The organism is Pseudomonas sp. B7(2017) (assembly GCF_002112745.1).
Taxonomy (GTDB): Bacteria; Pseudomonadota; Gammaproteobacteria; order Pseudomonadales; family Pseudomonadaceae; genus Aquipseudomonas; species Aquipseudomonas ekonensis.
Genome location: NZ_NEIP01000004.1, coordinates 219,867 through 243,859, shown reverse-complemented (window position 1 = coordinate 243,859; position 23,993 = coordinate 219,867). Strand labels below are relative to the sequence as shown.

The 23,993-nt window shown below is 66.0% G+C and carries 25 protein-coding genes; 12 read left to right on the top strand and 13 right to left on the bottom strand.

The genetic code is table 11. The annotated features are described in order from the left end of the window. Positions 1-2 precede the first annotated feature (2 nt). Complete coding sequence (locus CAG29_RS10205; protein WP_085581604.1) at positions 3-500, bottom strand: DUF6231 family protein; 498 nt, start codon at positions 498-500, stop codon at positions 3-5. Between the two features lie 199 nt (positions 501-699). Here CAG29_RS10205 and CAG29_RS10200 point away from each other — a divergent pair, with 199 nt between their 5' ends. From CAG29_RS10200 to CAG29_RS10185, 4 genes are all read left to right on the top strand, one after another. After that, the gene (locus CAG29_RS10200; RefSeq protein ID WP_085581606.1) at positions 700-1,395 is read left to right on the top strand and encodes an OmpA family protein; all 696 of its coding nucleotides are present in this window, start codon (positions 700-702) and stop codon (positions 1,393-1,395) included. A 90-nt stretch (positions 1,396-1,485) separates the two neighbouring features. Further along, positions 1,486-2,205 carry an OmpA family protein gene (locus CAG29_RS10195; protein ID WP_085581608.1) on the top strand — a complete coding sequence of 240 codons (720 nt, stop codon included), beginning with the start codon at positions 1,486-1,488 and terminating at the stop codon, positions 2,203-2,205. Positions 2,206-2,366: 161 nt separating this feature from the next. Further along, the gene (locus CAG29_RS10190) at positions 2,367-2,645 is read left to right on the top strand and encodes a DUF1145 domain-containing protein (protein WP_085581610.1); all 279 of its coding nucleotides are present in this window, start codon (positions 2,367-2,369) and stop codon (positions 2,643-2,645) included. Continuing rightward, positions 2,638-3,396 carry a collagen pro alpha-chain precursor gene (locus CAG29_RS10185; RefSeq protein WP_085581612.1) on the top strand — a complete coding sequence of 253 codons (759 nt, stop codon included), beginning with the start codon at positions 2,638-2,640 and terminating at the stop codon, positions 3,394-3,396. Before CAG29_RS10190 ends, CAG29_RS10185 begins: the two co-directional genes overlap by 8 nt. Before the next feature lie 57 nt (positions 3,397-3,453). Here CAG29_RS10185 and CAG29_RS10180 read toward each other — a convergent pair whose 3' ends face one another. Next, positions 3,454-3,918, bottom strand: coding sequence for a CopD family protein (locus tag CAG29_RS10180; RefSeq protein WP_085581614.1), 465 nt, complete (start codon positions 3,916-3,918; stop codon positions 3,454-3,456). Between the two features lie 99 nt (positions 3,919-4,017). Between CAG29_RS10180 and dinG the strand changes: the two genes are divergently transcribed. From dinG to pdxH, 5 genes are all read left to right on the top strand, one after another. Beyond that, positions 4,018-6,162 (top strand): ATP-dependent DNA helicase DinG, encoded by a 2,145-nt coding sequence (dinG, locus tag CAG29_RS10175; protein ID WP_085581616.1) that lies wholly within the window; start codon positions 4,018-4,020, stop codon positions 6,160-6,162. Positions 6,163-6,257: 95 nt separating this feature from the next. Continuing rightward, positions 6,258-8,612: a beta-galactosidase gene (locus tag CAG29_RS10170; protein ID WP_085694356.1), complete on the top strand. Its 2,355-nt coding sequence runs from the start codon at positions 6,258-6,260 to the stop codon at positions 8,610-8,612. Between the two features lie 210 nt (positions 8,613-8,822). After that, a complete protein-coding gene (locus CAG29_RS10165) occupies positions 8,823-9,968 on the top strand; it encodes a serine hydrolase domain-containing protein (protein WP_085694354.1) in 1,146 nt (381 codons plus the stop codon). Between the two features lie 113 nt (positions 9,969-10,081). Next, the gene (locus CAG29_RS10160; protein ID WP_085632152.1) at positions 10,082-11,182 is read left to right on the top strand and encodes an OmpA family protein; all 1,101 of its coding nucleotides are present in this window, start codon (positions 10,082-10,084) and stop codon (positions 11,180-11,182) included. A 24-nt stretch (positions 11,183-11,206) separates the two neighbouring features. Next, positions 11,207-11,854, top strand: a complete 648-nt coding sequence (gene pdxH, locus CAG29_RS10155) for a pyridoxamine 5'-phosphate oxidase (protein ID WP_085632154.1) — start codon at positions 11,207-11,209, stop codon at positions 11,852-11,854. A 5-nt stretch (positions 11,855-11,859) separates the two neighbouring features. On the opposite strand, the gene CAG29_RS10150 is transcribed toward pdxH, so the two are convergent. Next, positions 11,860-12,096, bottom strand: coding sequence for a hypothetical protein (locus CAG29_RS10150; protein WP_085581626.1), 237 nt, complete (start codon positions 12,094-12,096; stop codon positions 11,860-11,862). Between the two features lie 168 nt (positions 12,097-12,264). Here CAG29_RS10150 and CAG29_RS10145 point away from each other — a divergent pair, with 168 nt between their 5' ends. Beyond that, complete coding sequence (locus CAG29_RS10145; protein WP_085581628.1) at positions 12,265-12,729, top strand: glycine zipper 2TM domain-containing protein; 465 nt, start codon at positions 12,265-12,267, stop codon at positions 12,727-12,729. A 91-nt stretch (positions 12,730-12,820) separates the two neighbouring features. Here the strand turns inward: CAG29_RS10145 and CAG29_RS10140 are convergent, their stop codons facing one another. The 3 genes from CAG29_RS10140 to nhaA all read right to left on the bottom strand — a co-directional run bounded on the left by CAG29_RS10140 (position 12,821) and on the right by nhaA (position 15,567). Beyond that, positions 12,821-13,030 carry a hypothetical protein gene (locus tag CAG29_RS10140; RefSeq protein WP_170929959.1) on the bottom strand — a complete coding sequence of 70 codons (210 nt, stop codon included), beginning with the start codon at positions 13,028-13,030 and terminating at the stop codon, positions 12,821-12,823. An 11-nt stretch (positions 13,031-13,041) separates the two neighbouring features. Next, the gene (locus CAG29_RS10135; RefSeq protein WP_085694352.1) at positions 13,042-14,226 is read right to left on the bottom strand and encodes an S-type pyocin domain-containing protein; all 1,185 of its coding nucleotides are present in this window, start codon (positions 14,224-14,226) and stop codon (positions 13,042-13,044) included. Positions 14,227-14,385: 159 nt separating this feature from the next. Beyond that, on the bottom strand, positions 14,386-15,567 hold the full coding sequence (gene nhaA / locus CAG29_RS10130; protein WP_085581632.1) for a Na+/H+ antiporter NhaA: 1,182 nt from the start codon (positions 15,565-15,567) through the stop codon (positions 14,386-14,388). Positions 15,568-15,813: 246 nt separating this feature from the next. On the opposite strand from nhaA, the gene CAG29_RS10125 reads away from it, so the two are divergent. Next, complete coding sequence (locus CAG29_RS10125) at positions 15,814-16,908, top strand: PLP-dependent cysteine synthase family protein (RefSeq protein WP_085632160.1); 1,095 nt, start codon at positions 15,814-15,816, stop codon at positions 16,906-16,908. A gap of 126 nt (positions 16,909-17,034) precedes the next feature. Here the strand turns inward: CAG29_RS10125 and CAG29_RS10120 are convergent, their stop codons facing one another. From CAG29_RS10120 to CAG29_RS10110, 3 genes are all read right to left on the bottom strand, one after another. Further along, positions 17,035-18,648, bottom strand: coding sequence for an NAD(P)/FAD-dependent oxidoreductase (locus CAG29_RS10120; protein WP_085694350.1), 1,614 nt, complete (start codon positions 18,646-18,648; stop codon positions 17,035-17,037). A gap of 94 nt (positions 18,649-18,742) precedes the next feature. After that, the gene (locus tag CAG29_RS10115; protein WP_085581638.1) at positions 18,743-19,396 is read right to left on the bottom strand and encodes a COG3650 family protein; all 654 of its coding nucleotides are present in this window, start codon (positions 19,394-19,396) and stop codon (positions 18,743-18,745) included. Between the two features lie 59 nt (positions 19,397-19,455). Then, a complete protein-coding gene (locus tag CAG29_RS10110; RefSeq protein WP_085581640.1) occupies positions 19,456-20,055 on the bottom strand; it encodes a short chain dehydrogenase in 600 nt (199 codons plus the stop codon). A gap of 104 nt (positions 20,056-20,159) precedes the next feature. Between CAG29_RS10110 and CAG29_RS10105 the strand changes: the two genes are divergently transcribed. Beyond that, on the top strand, positions 20,160-21,068 hold the full coding sequence (locus tag CAG29_RS10105; RefSeq protein WP_085581642.1) for a LysR family transcriptional regulator: 909 nt from the start codon (positions 20,160-20,162) through the stop codon (positions 21,066-21,068). 115 nt (positions 21,069-21,183) lie between these two features. Here CAG29_RS10105 and CAG29_RS10100 read toward each other — a convergent pair whose 3' ends face one another. Genes CAG29_RS10100 through CAG29_RS10085 form a run of 4 tightly spaced genes read right to left on the bottom strand, consistent with a single transcriptional unit; the run spans position 21,184 to position 23,627 of the window. Next, the gene (locus tag CAG29_RS10100) at positions 21,184-21,657 is read right to left on the bottom strand and encodes a DoxX family protein (protein ID WP_085632164.1); all 474 of its coding nucleotides are present in this window, start codon (positions 21,655-21,657) and stop codon (positions 21,184-21,186) included. Beyond that, entirely contained in the window at positions 21,654-22,412 is a 759-nt protein-coding gene (locus tag CAG29_RS10095) for a DUF2063 domain-containing protein (protein WP_085632166.1), read from the bottom strand. Before CAG29_RS10095 ends, CAG29_RS10100 begins: the two co-directional genes overlap by 4 nt. After that, on the bottom strand, positions 22,409-23,296 hold the full coding sequence (locus tag CAG29_RS10090; RefSeq protein ID WP_085637310.1) for a DUF692 domain-containing protein: 888 nt from the start codon (positions 23,294-23,296) through the stop codon (positions 22,409-22,411). The genes CAG29_RS10095 and CAG29_RS10090 overlap by 4 nt, the downstream gene beginning before the upstream one ends. A gap of 25 nt (positions 23,297-23,321) precedes the next feature. After that, positions 23,322-23,627 carry a DUF2282 domain-containing protein gene (locus CAG29_RS10085; RefSeq protein ID WP_085581650.1) on the bottom strand — a complete coding sequence of 102 codons (306 nt, stop codon included), beginning with the start codon at positions 23,625-23,627 and terminating at the stop codon, positions 23,322-23,324. Between the last annotated feature and the right edge of the window lie 366 nt (positions 23,628-23,993).

The window sequence follows — 23,993 nt, the reverse complement described above, 5'->3', positions numbered from 1 at the left end:
CGTCACCACCAATATTTGCCGAAGTTTTCCGGGTTGGCCCAGAACTTCGAGTTGAGCCAGTCGGGGACTTGCTTGTAGTCAAGCAGATCGTAGGTGAACAGGGTCAGCACCTGCTCGTCGCGGGCAAAGCGCTCGCTGGCCTGCAGGGCCAGGGAGTAGAAGTCCGTCTCCTGCCAGCCGCTGGCCGCAAGGTCCGCCAGCACGGCGATGCGGCTGGCGTTGAGGTTGCGGATGCCGCCCAGCAGGTTCAGGCCGTCGCGCTTGGGCAGGTGCTCCAGGCAATCGACCACCAGCGCCAGGTCGAACCGCTGCGCGGCGAGCTCATCGGGCAAGGCGCCGGGAGCGGCGTGGGCGACGCGGGTGTCCGGGTGGGCCTCTTTGAAGGCGGCCAGGGCCGGGAACTCGCTGGCGCCGATCAGCAGCAGGCGGGCCGGCGCGTAGCGGTCGAGCAGGGCGGCCAGCGCCTGCTGCGGCGTACGGGGGGAAAGGGCGACGGTCATGGAAAATCCTCGGTCAGGCCGTCAAGACTAGCGTGCCGGGGCGCAGGAGCCTAGCGCCCTGTTTCGCGGGTTTGCGGCAAGTGCGGCGAAGTCCCGTGAACAGGCGTGCAAACAGCCATCACCTATTGCTGGCGGAGATTAAAACTCCGGTCTTTACTCCCTGAATCGGTTGCAAGCCGATCCCTCAGGAGAAAACTAGATGAGCATAGTTCGGACAGCATTGCCCTTGGTTCTGCTAACCAGTGTGTTGACTGGTTGTGCAGGTTTGCAGAAAACCGACTGGCCGACCTGTGCGGCAGTCGGCGGTGTCGTCGGCGCAGGTCTCGGGGCGACGGAAAGTTCGTCCTGGGCCGGTTACGGCGCGCTGTTGGTCGGCGGCACGGCAGCGGCCTACTGCTGGGTGCACGGTGACGGCGACGAGGACGGCGACGGTGTGCCGGACAGCCGCGACAAGTGCCCCCACACGCCTCGCGGCGTGAAGGTCGACGCCGACGGCTGCCCTCCACCGGCACCTGCGCCAGTGGTGGAAGAAGCGGTCGTGGTCAAGGAAGAAACCATCGTGATCCGCGATGTGCACTTCCAGTTCGACAAGGCCACGCTGACGCCATCCGATAAACAGGTCCTGGACAAGGTCGCCTCGCGCCTGAAACAGGAATCCTCCACCGCGCAGCTGACCGTGACCGGTCACACCGACAGCGTGGGCAGCGATGCCTACAACAAGAAACTGTCGGACCGCCGTGCGCACTCGGTGGTCGAGTACCTGATCCAGCAAGGCGTGCCTCGCGCAAGCTTCGTGTCGGTGACCGGTGCCGGTGAAAGCCAGCCGGTGGCGGACAACAAGACTGCGGACGGCCGCGCGCTGAACCGTCGCACGGAAATCAAAATCGTGCGTTGAGCCCCCTCGCATCCGCGGCTTGTGCAGTCGCGGATGCGGGTCTTTACTCCTGTGTAACCGGTATGGGCCGGTGACACAGGAGCTTTCACGATGAGTGTTCTCACAAGGTCCGTCTTGCCGGTTCTGCTGCTGGGCAGCCTGCTGACCGGTTGCGCCACCCACAGCGATGGCACCGCTCCCCTCAATCAACGCACGTGGCCGATCTGCAGCCTCATCGGCGGGCTGGTCGGCGGCGGTCTCGGCGCGCTCGAAAACGGCGGTTGGGCGGGCGGCGGCGCGGCGTTGGGGATACTCACCGGCGGACTGATCTGTTACGCCCAGGACGGCGATGAAGACGGCGACGGCGTGTTCGACCGCCGCGACCGTTGCCCCGACACACCGGCCAACACACCGGTCGACCACCGCGGCTGCCCGCTGCCGCAGTACCCGGCCACCGAGAAACCGGCCCCGGCCCCACAGACCGAAGTCATCACCCTGAGCGATGCCGGCAACGTGCTGTTCGATTTCGACAAGTCCGACCTGACCCCGGCGGCGAAAAGCCAACTGGATTCGTTGATGGACAAGCTGCGCAACGCCGACGTGGTAAGCATCAAGGTCATCGGCCACACCGACAGCAAAGGCACCGACGCCTACAACCAGGCCCTGTCGGAGCGGCGCGCCAGCAGCGTGGCGGCGTACCTGCTGAGCCAGGGGCTGGAGCCCGGCAAGCTCACCAGCGAAGGACGCGGCGAGCGCGAACCGGTGGCGGACAACAACACCGATGAGGGCCGTGCGCAGAACCGTCGCGTGGAACTGCACATCAATCGTTAGGAATTGTCTGTAGTCCGCAGGCTAGAGCTGTCGGCCGCCGAATCACGGCGTGCCGGCGGCCGTCCGGCGGGTGACGGATTTTTTTCATTTTCCCCTCTGGCTAATCCATCACCGAAGCCGTTACTGTGCGCCCAAAGAATAATTCCGACACGGGGGAGCGTATGAAGCTGTTATGGGGGCTGGGGCGGTTGTTGACCCTGCTGTTCGTTTGCGTGGTGCTGGCCAATCAGTTGGTGCCGTTTGTCCGTCCGCTGCACCTGCTGGTCAACCTGGCCGGCGGTCTCTGGCTGCTGATCCACGTCCTGGAGGCGCTGCTGTGCAACCGCAGCCTCAAGGGGCGCCCGCACCCTTGGCGCGACCGTGGCCGCATCCTGCTGTTCGGCGTTTTCCACCTGCAAACCATCCCGGCCCCGGCCGCCCCGGAGGCTTCCCATGCGTAAACTCTGCCTGCTCGCTGCATTCATCAGTCCACTGGCCTGCGCCCAGGTGGTCAGCGTCGAGACCAACTCCCTGATGCGCCTGCCCAACACCGCCAGCACACTGCAGCTGGAACGGCTGGAGGTCGCCGACTACGGCACCTTGCTGGTGCCGGCCAACGTCACCGAACTGACCGTCAAGGAATTGCGCCTGGGCCACGAAGCGCGGATCGCCATCGTGCCGGGCGAACAGGCGCTGGACATGAAGGTCAGCCGTGCGGACCTGGCCGAAGGCAGCCGGATCACCGCGCGCGGGGCGCCGGGCACTTACGAAAAAGCGGCCCGCGCCGGGCGCAACCTGAACCTGCAGTTCAAGGCGCTGAACGCGCCGCAGCTGTCGGTCGATGCCCGCGGCGGCACCGGTGCGCCCGGGTTCGTCGGGCTGGACGGCGCCAACGGCCAGGATCCGGGCTGCACCTGGGGTCAGGCCGGACGCGGTTTCGACGGCAGCAACGGCAGCGACGGCCAGCCGGGCGCGCCGGGCGGCCTGGTGCGTCTTGAAGTGCCGCGGGACTTCCCGGCGCAGTTGATCAAGGTCGATGTGGCCGGCGGCGCGGGCGGCCCGGCGGGGCCTGGCGGCAAGCCAGGGGCGGGCGGCAAGTCCAAGGGCTGCCTGGTGTACCGCGCCGACGGCGGCAAGAGCGGCCGCCCGGGCGCCGACGGCCAGCCCGGGCCTGTGGGCGCGGCTGGCTCCGTGACCGTGCAGCACCTGTAAGCCATTGCGCTCAGACCAGGGAGCAGGCTTCCTGGCCTGAGCGGTGTCGCGTGCGGCTCAGAACGTCGGCCGCGCCGCCGCCACCGCCACCAGGGCAATCCCGACCAGCAGGTTGATCCCCACCACCCGGCGGATCCGCCCCAGCACCGCCGCGCCCGCCGGCCAGTCCTTCGCCTCCACCGCCGTGCGCAGCTCCGGCAGCATCAAGGCCTGAATCCGGATGAACAGCGCCGTCATGACCACGAACAGCCCCATCATCACCTGCACGTACCGCGGCGCGTTGTCGAAGCCGATCTGCTGAAGGTGCAGCATGCCCACGCCAGTGACCGGCAGCAGGATCACCGCACCCCACACCCAGCGGAAAAAACCTTGAAACACTTCCACCCACAGGGTCAGCCGGCCGGGGCCGTCCAGCGCCTTGACCGCGGCGGGGCGCAGCACCATCCAGGCGAAGAACATGCCGCCGACCCAGACCAGGGCGGCGAGCACATGCACGGGGTAAACGAGGCTAAAAGGTGTCATTGGGGCACTCCGTTCTGCGCGGGACTGATTAGCGGGGTATGATAGCGGCCGATCCGAACCACTGAAAATTTATCCAGCGCTTTTTGCGCCCGACACCCCATGATCAGCACCGAACTCAAAACCACGATCCAGGGCGCCTACTCGCGTTTCCTCGAGGCCAAGAGCCTCAAGCCGCGCTACGGCCAGCGCCTGATGATCGCTGAAGTCGCCAAGGTCCTCGGCGACATCGACACCGACGACGAAGGCAAGCGCAGCGGCGACCCCGCGATCGTCGCGGTGGAGGCCGGCACCGGTACGGGCAAGACGGTGGCCTACAGCCTGGCGGCGATCCCCACTGCCAAGGCCGCCGGCAAGCGGCTGGTGATCGCCACCGCCACCGTGGCCCTGCAGGAGCAGATCGTCTACAAGGACCTGCCCGACCTGATGCGCAACAGCGGGCTGAACTTCAGCTTCGCCCTGGCCAAGGGCCGCGGCCGCTACCTGTGCCTGTCCAAGCTCGACATGCTGCTGCAGGAAGGCCACGCGCAGACCGCCACCGCGCAGCTGTTCGAAGAGGAAGGCTTCAAGATCGAGGTCGACGAGGCCAGCCAGAAGCTGTTCACCAGCATGATCGAGAAGCTCGCCGGCAATAAGTGGGACGGCGACCGCGACAGCTGGCCCAACGCCCTGGAGGACGCCGACTGGGCGCGCCTGACCACCGACCACAGCCAGTGCACCAACCGCCATTGCCCCAACTTCGGCCAGTGCGCCTTCTACAAGGCCCGCGAAGGCATGGGCAAGGTCGATGTGATCGTCACCAACCACGACATGGTGCTGGCCGACCTCGCGCTGGGCGGCGGCGCGGTGCTGCCGGATCCGCGCGACACGATCTACGTGTTCGACGAAGGCCATCACCTGCCCGACAAGGCCATCGGCCATTTCGCCCATTACACGCGCCTGCGCTCCACCGCCGACTGGCTGGAGACCACCGCCAAGAACCTCACCAAACTGCTGGCCCAGCATCCGTTGCCCGGCGACCTCGGCAAGCTGATCGAACAGGTGCCGGAGCTGGCGCGGGAGATCAAGGCCCAGCAGCAGTTCATGTTCAGCGCCTGCGAGCAGATCGCCGACTTCCGTCCAGGCGAAGACACCGAAGGCCGCGAGCGGCCGCGCCACCGCTTCGTCGGCGGGGTGATCCCCGAGCACATGCGCGAAATGGGCATCGAGCTGAAGAAGGGCTTCGCCCGGCTCAACGACCTGTTCACCCGCCTGACCGACCTGCTCAAGGAAGGCATGGACGGCGAGGTCAACATCGGCATCGCCAGCACCCAGGCCGAAGAGTGGTATCCGCTGTTCGGCAGCCTGCTGTCCCGGGCCTCCGGCAACTGGGAGCTGTGGACCGCGTTCACCGCCGAGGATCCGGAAGACAACCCGCCCATGGCGCGCTGGCTGACCCTGGCCGAAAGCGGTTCGCTGTTCGACATCGAGGTCAACGCCAGCCCGATCCTGGCGGCGGAGACCCTGCGCCGCAGCCTGTGGAACGTGGCGCACGGCTGCCTGGTGACCTCGGCGACCCTGACGGCGCTCGGCACGTTCGACCGTTTCCGCATGCGCGCCGGCCTGCCGAAGAAAGCCGTCACCGCCGTGGTGCCGAGCCCGTTCCACCATTCCGACGCCGGCGTGCTGCGGGTGCCGGACCTCAACGCCGATCCGCGGGACGCCGCCGGCCATACCGCCGCGATCATCCGCGACCTGCCGGATCTGGTCGAAGGCTCGCGGGGCAGCCTGGTGCTGTTCTCCTCGCGCAAGCAGATGCAGGACGTGTTCGACGGCCTCGACCGCGACTGGCGCAAGCAGGTGTTCATCCAGGGCAACCTGTCGAAGCAGGAAACCCTGAACAAGCACAAGGCGCGGGTCGACGGCGGCGATTCCAGCGTGCTGTTCGGCCTCGCCAGCTTCGCCGAGGGCGTGGACTTGCCGGGGGCCTACTGCGAGCACGTGGTGATCGCCAAGATCCCGTTCTCGGTGCCGGACGATCCGGTCGAGGCCGCGCTGTCGGAGTGGATCGAGGCCCGGGGCGGCAACCCGTTCATGGAGATCGCCGTGCCGGACGCCTCGCTCAAGCTGGTCCAGGCCTGCGGCCGCTTGCTGCGCACCGAAGAGGACCGCGGCATCATCACCTTGCTGGATCGGCGACTGGTCACCCAGCGCTACGGCAAGGCCATCCTCAATGCGTTGCCGCCGTTCCGGCGTGAAATTTCCTGAGGCACCGGTGGGCAGTTTTGCCCGCCGCGTTGTCTATCTCTCAGCCATCGCCTGTCCATTGGCCTTCACGGGTCGCTAGGGAGAATTCCGTTCTTATGATTCGCCGTTCGTTGCCTGCCGCTTTTGCCCTGATGTTCGCCGCCCCGTTGCTGGCGGCGCCAACCGGCCAGCAGACCCTGTTCAATTTCGTCCGTCCCGCCGACGTGGTGAAGGTGACCACCGAAAACGCCGACCTGCCCCAGGCCAACGCCGAGCAGACGCCCGAAGGCGAAGTGCTGCGCCGGGTGACGTTCAGCCCGGCCGCCCGTCCGACACTCCGTCTGGCCCCGCAGACAGGCGCCTGGGACTGGTCGCAGTCCGGCATGATGAGCCTGCGCCTGCAGAGCGCCATGGACTGGGCCGTCACTGTCTACGTGCAGATCCAGAGCAACGACGGCAAGACCCTGACCAGCCGCGTCGACCTGCCGGCGGGCCCCGCGCAGACCCTACTGGTGCCGTTGACCGCGAGCTCGCCCCTGAGCCAGGGTATGAAGGCCGCGCCGCCGATGCCGATGACCGTCGACGGCCAGCGGATCCTGCTGGCCGGCAGCAGCGGCGAGCTGGATCGCAGCCAGGTGGTGTCGGTCAGCCTGTCGCTGGACCGGCCCAAGGCTGCGCAAAGCCTGTTGCTGGAGCGCTTCGGCGTGCAGGACGGCGACGAGGCGGTCAAGGCCGCCTACGGCAACCTGGTGGATGCCTATGGCCAATCCACCCGGGGCAAGTGGCCGGAGAAGGTCGCCAATGACGAACAGCTCAAGGCCGCCGCCGCCAAGGAACAGCAGCAACTCAAAGGCTGGCTGGCGGAACGCGAGAAGGCGCCGCTGGACAAGTTCGGCGGCTGGACCGGTGGCCCGGCGTTCAAGGCCAGCGGTTTCTTCCACACCGAAAAACGTGACGGTCGCTGGTATCTGGTGACGCCGGAAGGCCATCCGTTCTACTCGCTGGGGGTGAACACTGTGAGCCCGGACGTGAACCCGACCTACGTCGCCGGGCGCGAATGGATGTTCGAATCCCTGCCCAAGCCCGACCAACCGCTGGCCAACCATTACGGCGAAGGCGACAACCGCGGCGGCAACGGCGCCGATCAGGGGCGCGGCTACAACGTCGGGCGCTGGTACGATTTCTATGGCGCCAACCTGCAACGCTTGAACGGCGATCCTTGCGCCACGCAGGTGCAGAGCCAACCCGATGCCGAGGCGGCCGCCGCCGTGCCGTGCAAGGCCACGATCGACGAGAAGCGCTGGACCGCCCACACCCTCGACCGCCTGCTGGCCTGGGGCTTCAACACCGTGGGCAACTGGAGCGCTTCTCCATTGGGCAACGCCCAGCGTATGCCTTACACGTTGCCGCTGTCCATCGTCGGCGACTACACCAGCATCAGCACCGGCAACGATTGGTGGGGCGGCATGCCCGACCCGTTCGACCCGCGTTTTGCCATGGCCACCGAGCGCGCCGTGGCCATCGCCGCCCGCGACCACCGCGACGATCCGTGGCTGATCGGCTACTACGCCGACAACGAACTGGCCTGGGCCGGCCCCGGCGACGACCCGAAGTCGCGCTACGCCCTGGCCTACGGCACCCTGAAAATGACCACCGACGTGCCGGCCAAGCGCGCCTTCCTCAAGCAGTTGCGGGACAAGTACCGCAACCAGGAAGGCCTGTCCAAGGCCTGGGGCATCGACCTGCCGGCCTGGGAACTGATGGAGGATCCGGGCTTCGTGCCGCCGCTGCCGAGCGCCGAGCACCCGGAGATCGAGGCCGACTTCAAGTACTTCCAGAAAGTGTTCGCCGACACCTACTTCAAGACCATTTCCGATTCGCTCAAATGGCATGCGCCGAACCAGATGCTGCTCGGCGGCCGCTTTGCCGTCAGCACCCCGGAAGCCGTGGCCTCCTGCGCGCAGTTCTGCGATGTGCTGAGCTTCAACCTGTACACCCTCAAGCCCCAGGACGGCTACGACTTCGCCGCGTTGCGTGAACTGGACAAACCGGTGCTGATCACCGAGTTCAACTTCGGCTCCACCGACCGCGGCCCGTTCTGGGGCGGTGTGACGCCGCTGGCCAAGGAAGAGGACCGCGGCCCGGCCTATGCCAACTTCCTCAAGCAGGCCCTGAGCGAGCCGGCGATCGTCGGCGTGCACTGGTTCCAGTACCTGGACCAACCGGTGACCGGACGCCTGCTGGACGGCGAGAACGGCCACTTCGGCCTGGTGGGCGTGACCGACCTGCCGTTCCAGGGCTTTGTCGAGGCGGTGCGCAAGAGCAACCTGGCGACCGTCGGGCAGATCGGCAAAGAGGCTGCGCGACCTGTGAGCGACGCCGGGCATGAAGCCGAAGGCGGGCGCAAGGGCGAGGCCGGCAAGGGGCCGGGCGCCGGCCATGCCGGGGGGCACTCGGGCAACGGCCACTGACGCCATCGCCAGCAGGCGGGCTCCCACAGGGATTGCGTTGCAGTCAACGGCTGTGGGAGCCGGCCTGCTGGCGGTGAGGCCGGCCGCAGCCGAAAACCTCCGATCCTCACTTCGGCCGCACAACCGCCCGGCCCGCAGCAGTTCCCAAAACCCTCAAGGGCTGGAACAATGCCGGCCACTTTGTAGAGCGTTTGGGCGGGGGAGTTGCGGGTGCAGATTCAGGGACATTACGAGCTTCAGTTCGAAGCGGTGCGCGACGCCTTCGCGGCACTGTTCGACGATCCCCAGGAGCGCGGCGCGGCGCTGTGCATCCGGGTCGGCGGCGAGACCGTCCTCGACCTCTGGTCCGGCACCGCCGACAAGGACGGCAGCGAAGCCTGGCACAGCGACACCATCGCCAACCTGTTCTCCTGCACCAAGCCGTTCGCCGCCGTCACGGCGCTGCAACTGGTGGCCGAAGGCAAGTTGCAGCTGGACGTTCCCGTCGCCCGCTACTGGCCGGAATTCGCCGCCGCCGGCAAGGAATCCGTCACCCTGCGCCAATTGCTCTGCCACCAGGCCGGCCTGCCGGCCCTGCGCGAGCTGATGGCCCCGCAAGCCCTGTACGAATGGCAGACCATGGTCGACGCCCTCGCGGCAGAGGCGCCGTGGTGGACGCCGGGCACCGGCCACGGCTACGCCGCGATCACCTACGGCTGGCTGGTGGGCGAACTGCTGCGCCGCGCCGACGGACGCGGGGCGGGCGAATCCATCGTGGCGCGGGTCGCCAAGCCGTTGGGGCTGGACTTCCATGTCGGCCTGGCTGACGAAGAATTCCATCGCGTGGCCCATATCGCCCGGGGCAAGGGCAACGTCGGTGACGCCGCCGCCCAGCGCCTGCTGCAGGTGACAATGCGCGAGCCGACCGCCATGACCACCCGCGCCTTCACCAATCCGCCGTCGGTGCTCACAAGCACCAACAAGCCGGAGTGGCGGCGCATGCAGCAGCCGGCGGCCAACGGCCACGGCAATGCGCGCAGCCTGGCCGGGTTCTACGCCGGCCTGCTCGACGGCAGCCTGCTGGAAGGCGAAATGCTCGACGAGCTGACCCGCGAACACAGCCTCGGCGAGGACAAGACCCTGCTGACCCGCACCCGTTTCGGCCTCGGCTGCATGCTCGACCAGCCCGACGTGCCGAACGCCACCTACGGCCTCGGCCCGCGCGCCTTCGGCCATCCGGGAGCGGGCGGTTCCGTCGGTTTTGCTGATCCGGAGCACGATGTCGCGTTCGGTTTTGTGACAAATACCTTGGGGCCGTACGTCTTGATGGATCCGCGCGCGCAGAAGCTGGCGCGGGTGCTAGCCACTTGTCTGTAAAGCGTTGCCGGAGGTTCCAGGGCCGGAACCTCATCCGTTTTTTCGATTCAAAGCGTCTGTTTATCCGGGCCGACCCGTGCCGGTTGTTCATCACTTCATTTTGTGGGTTTCCAATGTCTTCCAAACCAACTCTCGCCCTGGCCCTGTGTTTTGCGATCACCGGTTGCGCCCAGACCCCGAAAAGCGACGCCGACGGCGGCAGCTGGTGGCCGTTCGGCTCCTCCGACAAGGTCGCGGCGAAAGAGCCGGCACCGGCCCCGGCACCGCTGAAGCCCGCCGTCACTGCGCCTGTGGCCAAGTCCGAAAGCGGCAGCCATTGGTACTGGCCGTTCGGTTCCGACGACGCCAAGGCTGACGTCAAGGCCGAGGCCAAGCCTGAAGCGAAACCCGAAGCCAAACCGGTCGCCGTGGCCAAGGCCGACGCCGACAAGGGCGGCAAGTGGTGGTGGCCGTTCGGCGGCAAGGATCAGGACACCAGCGCCAAGGCCGCGCCGATGCCTGACCCGAAAGTCACCCAGGCCTGGCTGGACGACTACGAGCCGCGCCTGCGCGAGGCGATCAAGGAAAGCAACCTGCAACTGGAGCGCCGCGAAAACGTGCTGGTGGTGACGGCGCCGGTGGAAGGCTCGTTCAACCCGGATCGTCCGGCGATGCTGCTGCCGGTCACCCTCGGTCCGTTCACCCGCGTGGCGAAGATCCTCGAAGCGGATCCCAAGACCGCCGTGCTGGTGCTCGGCCACAGCGACACCACCGGTGCCGCCCCGGCCAACATCAAGCTGAGCCAGGAACGTGCCCAGGCCGTGGCGGCGATCTTCCGCCTCAGCGGCCTGCAGCGTGACCGCCTGATGCTGCGCGGCATGGGTTCCGAAGCGCCGCGCGCGGCCAACGACAGCGCCGAAGGCCGTGCCCTGAACCGTCGCGTCGAACTGCTGGTGACCCCGCAGAACACCATGGTCGCGCTGCTGAGCAAATACAACATGCCAGCGCCGAAGCCGGTGACCATGGTCGCCGCGCAAGACGTCAAGCCAGCCGCCAAACCGGTGACGCCGGCCCCGGCCGCCAAGAAAGCCGCCGTGCCGGCCACCAAAAAGGCCCCGGCCAAGAAAGCCGCCGCCAAGGCCCCGGCCAAGAAAACCCCGGTGAAGAAGACCGCACCGGCCAAAGCCGCCACGGCCGACAAGAAAGTCGCCGCGGCCGATACTTCAAAGAAGTGATCCGTTAACGAAAAGGAATGCGCCATGACCCAGGCTCTGGCAGATATGCGTCGTGATTACACCCGTGACGGCCTGACCGAGGCGCAAGCCCCGGCCGAGCCGTTCGCGTTGTTTCACCAATGGTTCGCCGACGCGGTGAAAACCGAACAGGCGCCGGTGGAGGCCAACGCCATGACCCTGGCGACGGTCGATGCGGACGGCCGTCCGCATTGCCGCATTCTGCTGCTCAAGGGCCTGGACGAGCAGGGGTTCACCTTCTTCACCAACTACGACAGCGCCAAGGGCCAGCATCTGGCGGCGAACCCGTTCGCCGCCATGACGTTCTTCTGGCCGACCCTGGAGCGCCAGGTGCGGATCGAAGGCCGGGTGGCCAAGGTCACGCCGGCCGAGTCCGACGCGTATTATCAGGTGCGCCCGCTGGGCAGCCGCCTGGGCGCCTGGGCGTCGCCGCAGAGCCGGGTGATCGACGGGCGGGGGGAACTGGAGGATCTGCTCAAGGCCACCGAGCAGCGCTTCAGCGACACCCAGCCGGACTGCCCTGAACACTGGGGCGGTTACCGTCTGCTTCCCGAGCGCATCGAGTTCTGGCAGGGCCGTCCGAGCCGTCTGCACGATCGCCTCAACTACCGCATGCAGGGCGCCGGCTGGATTCTGGAACGTCTGGCGCCGTAGGCAGTCTACCGCTCGGGATAGTCTGCCGCGGCGGCCTTGAGCCACTGCGGCAGATCCCGACGCTTGATCTTCTGTTTTTGAGCCTGTGCCAAGCGTTCAAGCATGAAGGCGCGTTTGCTTTCGTCCTTGCCGGCCAGCGACAATGCCAGATCGCGATCCATCCAGCGTTTGATTCGCACGTACAGCCACCCATGGAAGTACAGACCGGCAACGGTTGTGGCGACGATGATGAAGTAATCCATGAAAATCCTTGGGGCTGTGGCGCGGTTTTCCGATTTTGGCGCTACTGTTGGGTGAATCGTTTGAGGCGCCTGTACCGGGCCTGAATGAAACCAATTTTATCCGGGCGGCGCCGTGACAGGCGTCAAGCTGCGGAGTTTAATGAATACCTGTCCTTTGGAGTTGATCCTATGCGTAAGTCTGTCCTGCTGGTTGCTTCCTTTTCCACGATGGCGATGCTGCTCACCGGCTGCCAGTCGAGCCTGACCGGCGACACCTACTCCCGTGACGAAGCGCGTCGCGTGCAGACGATTCGCATGGGCACCATCGAATCCTTGCGTCCGGTGAAGATCGAAGGCACCAAGACCCCGATCGGCGGCCTCGCCGGTGCAGCGGTGGGCGGCGTCGGCGGCAGCGCCATCGGCGGCGGCAAAGGCAGCATCGTGGCGGCGGTCATCGGTGCCGTGGCCGGCGGCCTGGTCGGCTCCGCCGCCGAAGAAGGCCTGACCCGCACCCAGGGCGTCGAGATCACCGTTCGCGAAGACGACGGCAGCATGCGCGCCTACGTGCAGGAAGTGCAGCCGAACGAAGTGTTCCGCGTGGGCGAGCGTGTACGCATCTCCACCGTGGGTGGCACCAGCCGCGTTTCCCACTAAGCGGATTGCAGTTGAAGAAAACCCCGACCGGGTGACCGGTCGGGGTTTTTTCTTTGTGTGCTGATTGTTCACGAAGCGGCCGGGCTCAGCCTTACGACTCTGAGGTCAAATACAAATCGAGATTTCTCGGCAGAGTCAGGGCGGTCGCTTTCTCAATGTCACACATTTGCTGCTCTGTCAGTCGATAGTCATGCATGCTCTCCTCCTGATTGATCCAGCCCATGATGATTTTTAGTTCTGCAGCACCAATTGAAATGCTCTTTTCATACTCCGGGAAATCCTCCCCCTTTTTGACGCCCATTATCCGATGTCTCATGGTTCTACCTTTCTGGTTGGATCTGCAGGTTTGGTCTGAGCACCCGTTTCATGGTTGAACTCACCAAGATGCTTCCCCCGCTTTGTATATGTTTCAACCGCTCCATGTTGGAAGTCCCATTCGTAAATGGTGCCGTCTCTATCTTTCCAACGTGGACGTAACCCTCCACCTCCCTTTATCGGGGTTTTTGGGGTCGCCCAGCGCGCATCGGGAAAGGCAGGCAGAAAACTTGGCTTTTGATGGTAGTTGCCGTGCGGAGCGCTCACCACAATGTAAACCGGCCTGACCCCAGAATCCGCCGGAAACACCAGAATGAAATCCCGATATTCCGGCGGATAGACCGGGTTCACCAGAATGCTGTCCGCCGCTTCCGTCGGCGGGTACACCCAGATGTGCGGCGCCTGCGGGGCGGCTTCCAGGGCCGGGATGCCGAGGGTGTCGGCGCCGTCGTTGGCCGGTGTCCAGATCAGTTCAATGCCTTCGCCAAGGTCTGCGGTGTACTGGTTGCCGCGCGGAGCGAACTGCACGACGTCGACCATTTCCCAGTCGCGGTGCTTGCCGGTGTAGAAGCCGTAACCCTTGAGGTTGCCGTCCTCCTGCTGTTCGATTCGCAGGCGCACGCGGGTGCGGGCCTGTTTGAGGGCGCGCAGTTGGTCGTCGGTGTAGAGCGCGCTGTCGCCCAGGCTCAACGGCATCAGCAATGCCACCAGTCCCGTCAGCGTGGCCGCAGCGGTGCCGGCGGCCACGGTCGGCAAGGCTTCGAACAGGGAACCGGCGAGGGCGAACGTGCCCAGGCCTGCGGGGATGGCCGCGCCGCTGATTTTCCTGAGGGGCACGCCGCCGCTGGCATCGGCCTCGCGGGCGCCGAGCAGGATCAGGTCGCCGTAGTCCTTCAGGCTGTCGGTCGGCACCATGCCGGAGGGATTGGCGTAGTCGATGACCGCGTCCGGCAATTTGCAGGACTTGGCGAACACGCAACCGGCGCGAACCGGTTCAGGCTTGTCGGCGGCTGTCTCGCGGCTGCGTTCGAAAGCCGCCTGCCGCGCAAGCATGGCGTCGTAGGCGCTCTGCCGGGCCTCGCGCTCGGCCAGTTCGGTGGCCGTCATGTAGCGGTGGGTGATGAGATGTCCGTCGCCCGACGGCGGGTTGGGAATCTTGGGGATGTCCTTTCTGCCAGCCACTGATCGTCCTTTCGTTCATGCATCGACAGCCCCGACGAAGGGGCTGCACGACGTTAGCGAAGGGAATAAAGCGTGGCTGTAGGACGTATCTGCGATGAAGTGGGGATTGTTCGCCGTGAGCGTGTAACGAGGGAGCAGGCTCCCTTGTTACAGGTGGGCTCAGGTGAGCGCGGTCTTCCTGCTCGCCGCCGCCGTCACGGCGTAGCCGATCAGCGCCGCGAGGATCGAGCCGGTCAGGATGCCCATCCGGTCCATGCCGACGTAGTCGCTGGCGCCCGGCACGAAGGCCAGGGAGCCGACGAACAGGCTCATGGTGAAACCGATGCCGCAGAGGATCGCCACGCCCAGCACCTGGCCCCAGTTGGCGCCCTGGGGCAGGGCGGCGAGGCCGGTCTTGACCGCCAGCCAGGTCAGGCCGAACACGCCGACGGTCTTGCCCAGCAGCAGGCCGACGGCGATGCCCATCGGCACGTGGTGGGTGAAGCTTTCGACGGTGACGCCGCTCAGGGACAGGCCGGCGTTGGCGAAGGCGAACAGCGGCAGGATGCCGTAGGCCACCCAGGGATGCAGGGCGTGTTCAAGGCTCAGCAACGGCGACGGCTCGGCGTTGCGGGTGCGCAGCGGAATGCAGAAGGCCAGGGTCACGCCGGCCAGCGTCGCATGGACGCCGCTCTTCAGCACGCACACCCACAGGATCAGCCCGACGATCATGTACGGCCCCAGCTTGACCACGCCGAGCCGGTTCATCGCCACCAGCGCCGCGATGCACGCGGCCGCCAGGGCCAGCGACAGGGTCGACAGCGCGCCGGAGTAGAAGATCGCGATGATCACGATGGCGCCCAGGTCGTCGATGATCGCCAGGGTCATCAGGAACAGCTTCAGCGACACCGGCACCCGCTTGCCCAGCAGGGCCAGCACGCCGAGGGCGAAGGCGATGTCGGTGGCGGTCGGGATCGCCCAGCCGCCCAGGGCCGCCGGGTTGTCGCGGTTGAGGAACCAGTAGATCAGCGCCGGCACCACCATGCCGCCGATGGCCGCCGCGCCGGGCAGGACGATCTGCGAGGGTTTCGACAGCTGGCCGTCGAGCACTTCGCGCTTCACTTCCAGGCCGATCAGCAGGAAGAACAGCGCCATCAGGCCGTCGTTGATCCACAGGAGCAGGGGCTTGGCGATCTTCAGCGCCCCGACCTGCGCCACCACCGGGGTGTCGAGCAGGCCGGCGTACAGCCACGACAACGGCGAGTTGTTGATCATCAGGGCCAGGACGGCTGCAGCGATCAACAACAGACCGCTGGCAGCTTCCAACTGAAAGAAACGCGTGAAAGTGCTACGCAGAGGCAAGGTCGCTCTCCATCGGATTTGTCAAAAAGGTGGGACACCCTAACCCGTACCGTTAGTTGTTAAAACAAAAGTTATATTCTTTTTTGTTATATGTCGTTACAGAGCGGGATACGGTGCGGGCTGAGCCTAGCAGTTGCCAAAGGTATTGGCGGTCAGCTGTATCTGTTGATCGTGAGGGATTTTTCCTAAGCTTGCGGACTGAGCCTGCGAAGGCGATTCCTGCCCGATTCAACGAGAACGACAGCCATGAGCGACAACCGACAGTGGGCCCGCGAAGCCATCCGGATCATCGAAGCGGACTTCCAGCGCAGCGCCGACACTCACCTGATCCCCTTGCCGCTGCCGGGGTTCCCGGGCATCGAGCTGTACTTCAAGGACGAGTCGAGCCACCCCACCGGCAGCCTCAAACACCGCCTGGCCCGTTCGCTGTTCCTTTACGCGTTGTGTAACGGCTGGCTGAAGCCCGGGGCGCCGGTGATCGAGGCGTCCAGCGGTTCGACGGCGATTTCGGAGGCTTATTTCGCCCGCATGCTGGGCCTGCCGTTCATCGCGGTGATGCCGGCGACCACGTCGAAGGAGAAGATCGCCCAGATCGCCTTCTACGGCGGCCAGAGCCATCTGGTGGACGACCCGACGCAGATCTACGCCGAGTCCGAGCGTCTGGCCCGCGAGCACGACGGCCACTTCATCGATCAGTTCACCTACGCCGAGCGCGCCACCGACTGGCGGGCGAACAACAACATCGCCGAATCGATCTTCCAGCAGATGCGCTACGAGCAGCACCCGACGCCGGCCTGGCTGATCTCCAGCCCCGGCACCGGCGGCACCACCGCGACCCTGGGCCGTTACGTGCGCTACCGTCAGCACTGCACCCGCGTGCTGTGCGCCGATGCCGAGCGTTCGGTGTTCTTCGATTTCTACCGGACCGGCGATGCGAGTCTGCGCCTGAGCCACGGTTCGCGGATCGAGGGCATCGGCCGGCCGCGGGTCGAGGCGTCGTTCCTGCCCAAGGTGATCGATGCGATGGTCAAGGTGCCGGACGCCCTGTCGCTGGCGGCCATGCATTACCTGGCCAAGCGTCTGGGACGGCATGTGGGCGGTTCGAGCGGCACCAACCTGATCGGCGCGCTGATGGCGGCCCAGCAGATGAAGGCGGCGGGGGAGACGGGGTCGATCGTGGCGATCCTGTGCGACGGCGGCGAGCGCTATGCCGACACCTATTACGACCCGGCCTGGCTCAAGGCCCAGGGGTATGCGCTGGACGGGCTGATCGCGGCAGTGGCGGCGAGCGCCGAGCGGGGCGAGGCGCTGCCGGAATCGGTGCTGCGCGCCAACATCTGAGGCAGTCGCACCAAACAAAGTGGGAGCGAGCCTGCTCGCGATGACGGTACATCAGCCAACTCATCCATTGACTGATGCTCCGCCATCGCAAGCAGGTTCGCTCCCACAGGTTTTGCGGTGGCTCCGTCAGGCCTCCAGGCCCAGGATGTCGCGGGCCACCGCTTCGGCGATGCGGATGCCGTCGACGCCCGCCGACAGGATCCCGCCGGCATAGCCTGCGCCTTCGCCGGCCGGGAACAGCCCCTTCACGTTCAGGCTCTGCAACGACTCGTTGCGGGTGATGCGCAGCGGCGACGAGGTGCGGGTCTCGATCCCGGTCAGCACCGCGTCGTGCAGCGAGTAGCCGCGGATCTGCTTCTCGAACGCCGGCAGGGCTTCGCGGATCGCCTCGATGGCGAAGTCCGGCAGCGCCAGGGCCAGGTCGCCCAGCGAAATGCCCGGCTTGTAGGACGGCTCGACCTCGCCCAGTTCGGTGGACGGCTTGCCGGCGATGAAGTCGCCGACCAGTTGCGCCGGTGCCTTGTAGTCGCTGCCGCCGAGGATAAAGGCGTGGGACTCCAGGCGTTCCTGCAGCTCGATCCCCGCCAGCGGGCCGCCCGGATAGTCGACCTCAGGGGTGATGCCGACGACGATGCCGGAGTTGGCGTTGCGCTCGTTGCGCGAGTATTGGCTCATGCCGTTGGTGACCACCCGGTTCGGCTCGGAGGTCGCCGCCACCACAGTGCCGCCCGGGCACATGCAGAAGCTGTAGACCGAGCGGCCGTTCTTGGCGTGGTGCACCAGCTTGTAGTCGGCGGCGCCGAGTTTCGGGTGGCCGGCGTACTTGCCCAGCCGCGCGCGGTCGATCAGCGACTGCGGGTGCTCGATGCGGAAACCCACCGAGAACGGCTTGGCCTCCATGAACACGCCACGGCTGTGGAGCATGCGGAAGGTGTCGCGGGCGCTGTGCCCCAGGGCAAGGACCACGTGTTTCGAATGCAGGGTTTCGCCGCTGGCCAGTTCGACGCCGACCAGTTGGCCGTCTTCGATCAGCACGTCGGTGACGCGTTGCTGGAAGCGCACTTCGCCGCCCAGGGCACGGATCTCTTCACGCATGGTCTCGACCATGCCGGTCAGGCGGAAGGTGCCGATGTGCGGCTTGCTGACGTAGAGGATCTCTTCTGGCGCGCCGGCCTTGACGAACTCGTGCAGCACCTTGCGGCCGAGGAACTTCGGGTCCTTGATCTGGCTGTACAGCTTGCCGTCGGAGAACGTGCCCGCACCGCCTTCGCCGAACTGCACGTTGGACTCGGGGTTGAGCACGCTCTTGCGCCACAGGCCCCAGGTGTCCTTGGTGCGCTGGCGCACTTCGGTGCCGCGCTCCAGGATGATCGGCTTGAAGCCCATCTGCGCCAGCAGCAGGCCGGCGAAGATGCCGCACGGGCCGAAGCCGACCACGATCGGCCGTTCGCTCAGGTCGGCCGGCGCCTGGCCGACGAACTTGTAGCTGACATCCGGGGCTTCGTTGACGTTGCGGTCGTCGGCGAAGCGCGCCAATACCTTGGCCTCGTCGCGCACGTTGAGGTCGATGGTGTAGATGAAGCTCAGTTCGGAGGATTTCTTGCGCGCATCGTAGCTGCGCTTGAACAGGGTGAAGTCGAGCAGGTCATCGCTGGCGACCCCCAGGCGCTGCACGATGGCGGTGCGCAGGTCTTCGTCGGGATGGTCGAGCGGCAGCTTGAGTTCGGTGATTCGTAACATGGCAGGATCCGGTTCGCGGGGCGCACAACTGCGCCAGGGCGTTTGAAGGCGGCGATTATACGCCGCATCGGCCGGATCCCGTGAGGTTAAACGATCAGTCGTCGCGGGAGCCGCCGAAATACGCGCAACCGCGCTCGGCCTTGCCGTCGATGCGCAACTCGGCGCTCATGGGCTGCACGCTGCCGGTGCGGCCGTCGACGCAGCGCTGCGGCGCCACCCACAGCTCGATCCGACGGTTGTCGGCCTCGCTGCTGAGGTTGAAGCGGCCGTCGCCCAGTTGCTCCTCGACGTAAGGCACGGCCAGGGGCGGTTGGCCTTCGCGGTCGATGGCCATGCCCTTGCCGCTGACTTTCACGCTCCACTCCGGGCCATGGCCGGCCGCGCGCAGGATCAGCAGCTTGAAGTTCGGATCGTCGCACGCAGTGCCCGAGCGCTCGACGCGGTACAGTCGGGCCAGGTCGAGCCGGTCGCCGGCGACCTTGCCGCGCACGTCGGCGAACAGCTTGCCCTGCTCGTCGGCGAGGGTGGCGGCCTCCTGCAGGACGCTGGTGCCGCCGACGTCGTTGACCTCATAGCGGCGCCGGTCCTGGCAGGACTCGAACATCAGCTTGCCGTCGGCGGCGATCAGTTGGCCCTGCATCCGAACCTGGCCGACGTGCGAGGCGCTTTGCCGCGCCCCGTCGAACAACTGGCACGCGGCAAACAACGGCAGCAAGGCAACAACGATCAACGAACGGGCGACACGCATCTTTGGCTCTCCAGTCAGGTGCCGCCACGTTACGCAGCCTGACCGTTCATCACAAGGGGTCAGCCCACGTGAAAGGTCTGACCTGTCTGCAAGCCCTCGACGCTTTTGGCGTAGGCCAATGCCACGTCCACCGCAGGAACCGGCTTGTAGCCCCGGAAGTATGGGGCGTAGCTGCCCATGGCTTCCACCAGCACGGTCGGGCTGACCGAGTTCACCCGCAGGCCGCGCGGCAGTTCGATCGCGGCGGCGCGCACGAAGCTGTCGAGGGCGCCGTTGACCAGCGCCGCCGAGGCGCCGGTGCGGATCGGGTCATGGCTGAGCACGCCGGAGGTGAAGGTGAACGACGCGCCGTCGTTGGCGAACTCGCGGCCGATCAGCAGCAGGTTCACCTGGCCCATCAGCTTGTCTTTCAGGCCCAGCGCAAAGCTGTCTTCACTCATTTCGTTCAGCGCGGCGAAGGTGACGTTGCCGGCCGCGCAGACCAGCGCGTCGAACTTGCCGGTCTTTTCGAACAGTTGGCGGATCGACGCGCTGTCGCTGATGTCGACCTGGAAATCGCCGCTGCTGCGGCCGATGCGGATGATTTCATGGCGTTGCGACAGTTCTTTGTCCACGGCCGAACCGATGGTGCCGCCGGCGCCGATCAACAGGATTTTCATCGTGGGTTGCCTCAAGTGATTGAACGAGCCTTGAGTCTAGAGTGGTTTTTTCCGCAGATAAGCGCACTAATGGGCAACCTTTGGTTTTCAGGTGGAAACAATCCATGAGCGAAATGGATGATCTGGCGGCGTTCGCCGTGCTGATCGAGGCCGGCAGCTTCACCCTGGCGGCGCAGCGGCTGGGCTGCAGCAAGGGGCAGTTGTCCAAGCGCATCAGTCAGTTGGAGGCGCAGTTTTCCGTGGTCTTGCTGCAGCGCACGACCCGACGCCTGAGCCTGACGGCGGCGGGCGCGGCGCTGTTGCCGCAGGCCCAGGCGCTGGTCGCCCAGGCGGAGCGCGCGCGTCAGGCGCTGGCGCGGCTCAAGGACGACATGGCCGGCCCAGTGCGCATGACGGTGCCGGTGTCCCTGGGAGAGACGTTCTTCGACGGCCTGTTGCTGGAGTTTTCGCAGAAGTACCCCGACGTGCAGATCGAACTGGAGCTGAACAACAACTTCCGTGACCTGGCCCGGGACAGCTTTGACCTGGCCGTGCGCACCGACGTGGCCAACGACGAGCGGCTGGTGGCCAGGCCACTGTTGGCCTGGCAGGAAATGACCTGCGCCAGTCCGGCCTACCTGGAACGCTACGGCGAGCCGGCGACTCCGCAGGCGCTGGCCGAGCACCGTTGCCTGCTCAACAGCCACTACAGCGGCCGCGAGGAATGGCTGTACCACCAGCGGCACGAACTGCTTCGGGTGAAGGTGTCCGGGCCGTTTGCCAGCAACCACTACAACCTGCTGAAGAAGGCGGCGCTGGCTGGCGCCGGCATCGCCCGGCTGCCGTCGTACCTGTTGCCGACGGAATTGGCTGACGGTCGGTTGCGATGGCTCCTGCGGGATTTCCAGACCCGGCGCATGCCCATGTACCTGGTGCATCCGTATCAGGGCGGGCTGCCCAAGCGCACCCAGGTGCTGGCGGACTACCTGGTCGGCTGGTTCAAGCGCAGCGGCGAGGCGCTGGACAGGCTTTAGCGGCCAGGCCGCCATCCCTGTAGGAGCGAGCCTGCTCGCGATGGCGCTGTGTCAGCCGACGCATGTACTGACTGACCCGCCGCCATCGCGAGCAGGCTCGCTCCCACACAGGCAGTCATTTGTTCAGCCGGGCAATCAGGTGGTCGATCGACAGCTTGCCAGGCCCCGTCGCCATCAGGTACAGCAACAGCGCCGCCCAGGTGCCGTGGGTCGGGTAGGCGTCCGGGTAGACGAACAACTGGATGGTCAGGGTCATGCCCAGCAGCGCCAGCGCCGAAAAGCGGGTGGCGAAACCGAGCAGGATCAGGATCGGGAAGAAGTGCTCGGCGAACGCCGCCAGGTGCGCGGCGAGTTCCGGCGACAGCAGCGGCACGTGGTATTCGCTCTGGAACAGCGGCACCGTCGAGTCCGCCAGGTGCGGCCAGCCGAGTTCGAAGGTGCCGTCGATCAGGTCGATGGCCAGGCCTTCGACCTTGGTCTGTCCGGATTTCCAGAACACCGCGGCAATGGAAAAACGCGCGATGAAGGCGATCAGGCTGTGGGGAATCCGTTCCAGCAGCGCGATGGCGCGGGCGATCAAGTGGCTCATGGCGACACCTTGGGGTTCAAGTGGGTGATGGCGTTTCGGCTGATCAGCAGGGCCAGGGTCTGGCTGAGGTCGAAGGCCGGAAGGTCCGCCAGTGCCTGCCCCAGCGGTTGGCCGTGAAGCAGGCAGCGGATGAAGCGGCTTGCGCCGGGCTCGAGGGCGAACACCTCGACGTCGAGGCCGTGGCGCAGGATCAGCGCGTGCTGCGCACAGGCCAGGTCGATCCCGGCCAGCGTTGCGTCCTGCTGGTGCGCAGCCCAGATGTCCACCACGGCGAAGGCCGAATCGAGCAGGTGCAGCGAGGGATGCAGGCCGATGCACAGATCGTTGACGGTGCCGGGATCGGCGAAGGCGTCGGCGATCCGCTCATGGGGCAGCGGCGGGGCATCGGCGGCGTGATAGGCGACGGTGCGCAGGCGTTCCAGCCGGGTGACATCCGCCAGATAAGGCACACCGGCGGCGGGTTCGAAACCTTCGATGAAGTCCGCCAGGCCTTCGCCGTACTCGCTCATGACCGGGCTGCGGGGCGGTTGATCCTGCAGGAACAGCGCGGCCATGGCCCGGAAGAAATCGTCGCCGACCAGTTCGGCCACCACCGGGTAGCTGTCGGCCAGGGCACTGATCAACGAGCTCTGCACGTTGTTGCGGTACACCGCGAAACGGCTCGCCGGGTCGGCGCCGTTGGCGCTGCACAGGCCTTCGGGGCAGGGCCGGCGGCTATCGAGCAAGGCTGCGCTGAACACAGCTTGATCGCTCATGGGTGCCCCCCTGCGGCCAGCAGCATCTCATCGGCCTGGCGCGCCTCGGCCAGCAACACATTGAAGGCCGGGACGTGATTGTCCCGTTCGATGAGGGTCGCCACCGGGCCGGTGCGTTGCAGCGCTTGCCGGTACAGGGCCCAGACTGCCTGGTCGACGGGGGCGCCATGGTCGTCGATCAGCAGGCGGTCGCCGAGGCTGTCGGCATCTTCGGCGAAACCGGCCAGATGGATCTCGCCGACCGCGTGCAGCGGCAGCGCCTCAAGGTAGGCCAGCGGATCGCGCTGATGATTGATGCAGGAAACGTAGACGTTGTTGACGTCCAGCAGCAGGCTGCAGCCGCTGCGCCGGATGATTTCGTGGAGGAAGTCCGCTTCGTCGAAGGTCGAGTGCCGGAAGGCCAGGTAGGTGGCGGGGTTTTCCAGCAGCATCGGCCGCTTGAGGGCGTTTTGCACCTGGTCGATGTGGTCGCAGACGCGGTTCAGCGTCGGTGTGTCGTAGGCCAGGGGCAGCAGGTCGTTGAGGAACACCGGGCCGTGGCTCGACCAGGCCAGGTGTTCGGAAAAGGCATGGGGTTGGTAGCGTTCGATCAGCGCCGCCAGACGCTGGAGATGCCGGGCGTCCAGCGGGCCTTCGCCGCCGATGGACAGTCCGACGCCGTGCAGCGACAGCGGATGGCGTTCGCGGATCAGCCCCAGGAAGTGATGGAACGGGCCGCCGGCCACCATGTAGTTTTCGGCGTGGACCTCGAAGAAGCCGATGTCCGGGCGGGTGTCGAGCACTTCATCGAAGTGCCCGGTCTTGAGCCCCAGGCCGGCACGGGCCGGGAGCCCGGTGAGGGCTGCCCGAGTGCGGGGGAGGGCATGGTCGCAGGATGTGATCATGATCGACACTCGGGCAGCCGTCGGATCAGGCCTTGGCCTTGAACGCTTCGAGCTGGCCGAAGCCGGTCGGCGAGGTCTTGCTCTCGGTGGTGGTGCAGGTGCCCTTCGGCACCAGTTTCCAGGCGTTGGACTGGTAGTCCATCTTGGCGGTGCCGGCGCAGGTGGTGCCTGGGCCGGCGGCGCAGTTGTTCTTGCCTTTCATGGCCACGCCGAAGCATTTCTCCATGTTGTCGTCGGCGGCGTGGGCGGTGGAGACAGTGGCCAGGCTCAGGGCGGAACCGAGGGCCAGGACGAGGGCGGTGGCGGACAGGGTGCGGGTGGTGGCGGTCATGGTGTTTCTCCGGTTGGGTTTGGGTTCTGCAAGCGAAGTGCGCTTGCTTGCCCCACTAGAGAAACGACCTCGCGATGCGTTACACGCGATCCCGAATTTTTTTCGAAAAATCTTCGATGCGCCGATTTTTCCTGTGGGAGCGAGCCTGCTCGCGATGGCGTCGCGTCAGTCGGCGAATTCGTTGGCTGACCCACCGCCATCGCGAGCAGGCTCGCTCCTACAGTGGATTTGAGTCGTATAGAGCACCCGGGCATAAGCGCCGGGCGGTCATCGTGAACGGATCTAGGTACCTGTAATTTCTGACAGTCAAGCACGGTAAATGACAGGCACAAAAAAACGGCCCCGAAGGGCCGTTTCCTGTTCACC

Excerpts from the sequence above, each read along its gene's own strand:
- CAG29_RS10185 (WP_085581612.1), top strand. The coding sequence starts at position 2,638 with ATGCGTAAACTCTGCCTGCTCGCTGCATTCATCAGTCCACTGGCCTGC.
- CAG29_RS10090 (WP_085637310.1), bottom strand. The coding sequence starts at position 23,296 with ATGATCACATCCTGCGACCATGCCCTCCCCCGCACTCGGGCAGCCCTC.
- pdxH (WP_085632154.1), top strand. The coding sequence starts at position 11,207 with ATGACCCAGGCTCTGGCAGATATGCGTCGTGATTACACCCGTGACGGC.
- CAG29_RS10190 (WP_085581610.1), top strand. The coding sequence starts at position 2,367 with ATGAAGCTGTTATGGGGGCTGGGGCGGTTGTTGACCCTGCTGTTCGTT.
- CAG29_RS10170 (WP_085694356.1), top strand. The coding sequence starts at position 6,258 with ATGATTCGCCGTTCGTTGCCTGCCGCTTTTGCCCTGATGTTCGCCGCC.
- CAG29_RS10115 (WP_085581638.1), bottom strand. The coding sequence starts at position 19,396 with ATGCGTGTCGCCCGTTCGTTGATCGTTGTTGCCTTGCTGCCGTTGTTT.
- CAG29_RS10120 (WP_085694350.1), bottom strand. The coding sequence starts at position 18,648 with ATGTTACGAATCACCGAACTCAAGCTGCCGCTCGACCATCCCGACGAA.
- CAG29_RS10205 (WP_085581604.1), bottom strand. The coding sequence starts at position 500 with ATGACCGTCGCCCTTTCCCCCCGTACGCCGCAGCAGGCGCTGGCCGCC.
- CAG29_RS10105 (WP_085581642.1), top strand. The coding sequence starts at position 20,160 with ATGAGCGAAATGGATGATCTGGCGGCGTTCGCCGTGCTGATCGAGGCC.
- CAG29_RS10085 (WP_085581650.1), bottom strand. The coding sequence starts at position 23,627 with ATGACCGCCACCACCCGCACCCTGTCCGCCACCGCCCTCGTCCTGGCC.
- CAG29_RS10140 (WP_170929959.1), bottom strand. The coding sequence starts at position 13,030 with ATGGGCGTCAAAAAGGGGGAGGATTTCCCGGAGTATGAAAAGAGCATT.
- CAG29_RS10095 (WP_085632166.1), bottom strand. The coding sequence starts at position 22,412 with ATGAGCGATCAAGCTGTGTTCAGCGCAGCCTTGCTCGATAGCCGCCGG.
- CAG29_RS10160 (WP_085632152.1), top strand. The coding sequence starts at position 10,082 with ATGTCTTCCAAACCAACTCTCGCCCTGGCCCTGTGTTTTGCGATCACC.
- dinG (WP_085581616.1), top strand. The coding sequence starts at position 4,018 with ATGATCAGCACCGAACTCAAAACCACGATCCAGGGCGCCTACTCGCGT.
- CAG29_RS10145 (WP_085581628.1), top strand. The coding sequence starts at position 12,265 with ATGCGTAAGTCTGTCCTGCTGGTTGCTTCCTTTTCCACGATGGCGATG.
- CAG29_RS10150 (WP_085581626.1), bottom strand. The coding sequence starts at position 12,096 with ATGGATTACTTCATCATCGTCGCCACAACCGTTGCCGGTCTGTACTTC.
- CAG29_RS10195 (WP_085581608.1), top strand. The coding sequence starts at position 1,486 with ATGAGTGTTCTCACAAGGTCCGTCTTGCCGGTTCTGCTGCTGGGCAGC.
- CAG29_RS10200 (WP_085581606.1), top strand. The coding sequence starts at position 700 with ATGAGCATAGTTCGGACAGCATTGCCCTTGGTTCTGCTAACCAGTGTG.
- CAG29_RS10125 (WP_085632160.1), top strand. The coding sequence starts at position 15,814 with ATGAGCGACAACCGACAGTGGGCCCGCGAAGCCATCCGGATCATCGAA.
- CAG29_RS10110 (WP_085581640.1), bottom strand. The coding sequence starts at position 20,055 with ATGAAAATCCTGTTGATCGGCGCCGGCGGCACCATCGGTTCGGCCGTG.
- CAG29_RS10180 (WP_085581614.1), bottom strand. The coding sequence starts at position 3,918 with ATGACACCTTTTAGCCTCGTTTACCCCGTGCATGTGCTCGCCGCCCTG.
- CAG29_RS10100 (WP_085632164.1), bottom strand. The coding sequence starts at position 21,657 with ATGAGCCACTTGATCGCCCGCGCCATCGCGCTGCTGGAACGGATTCCC.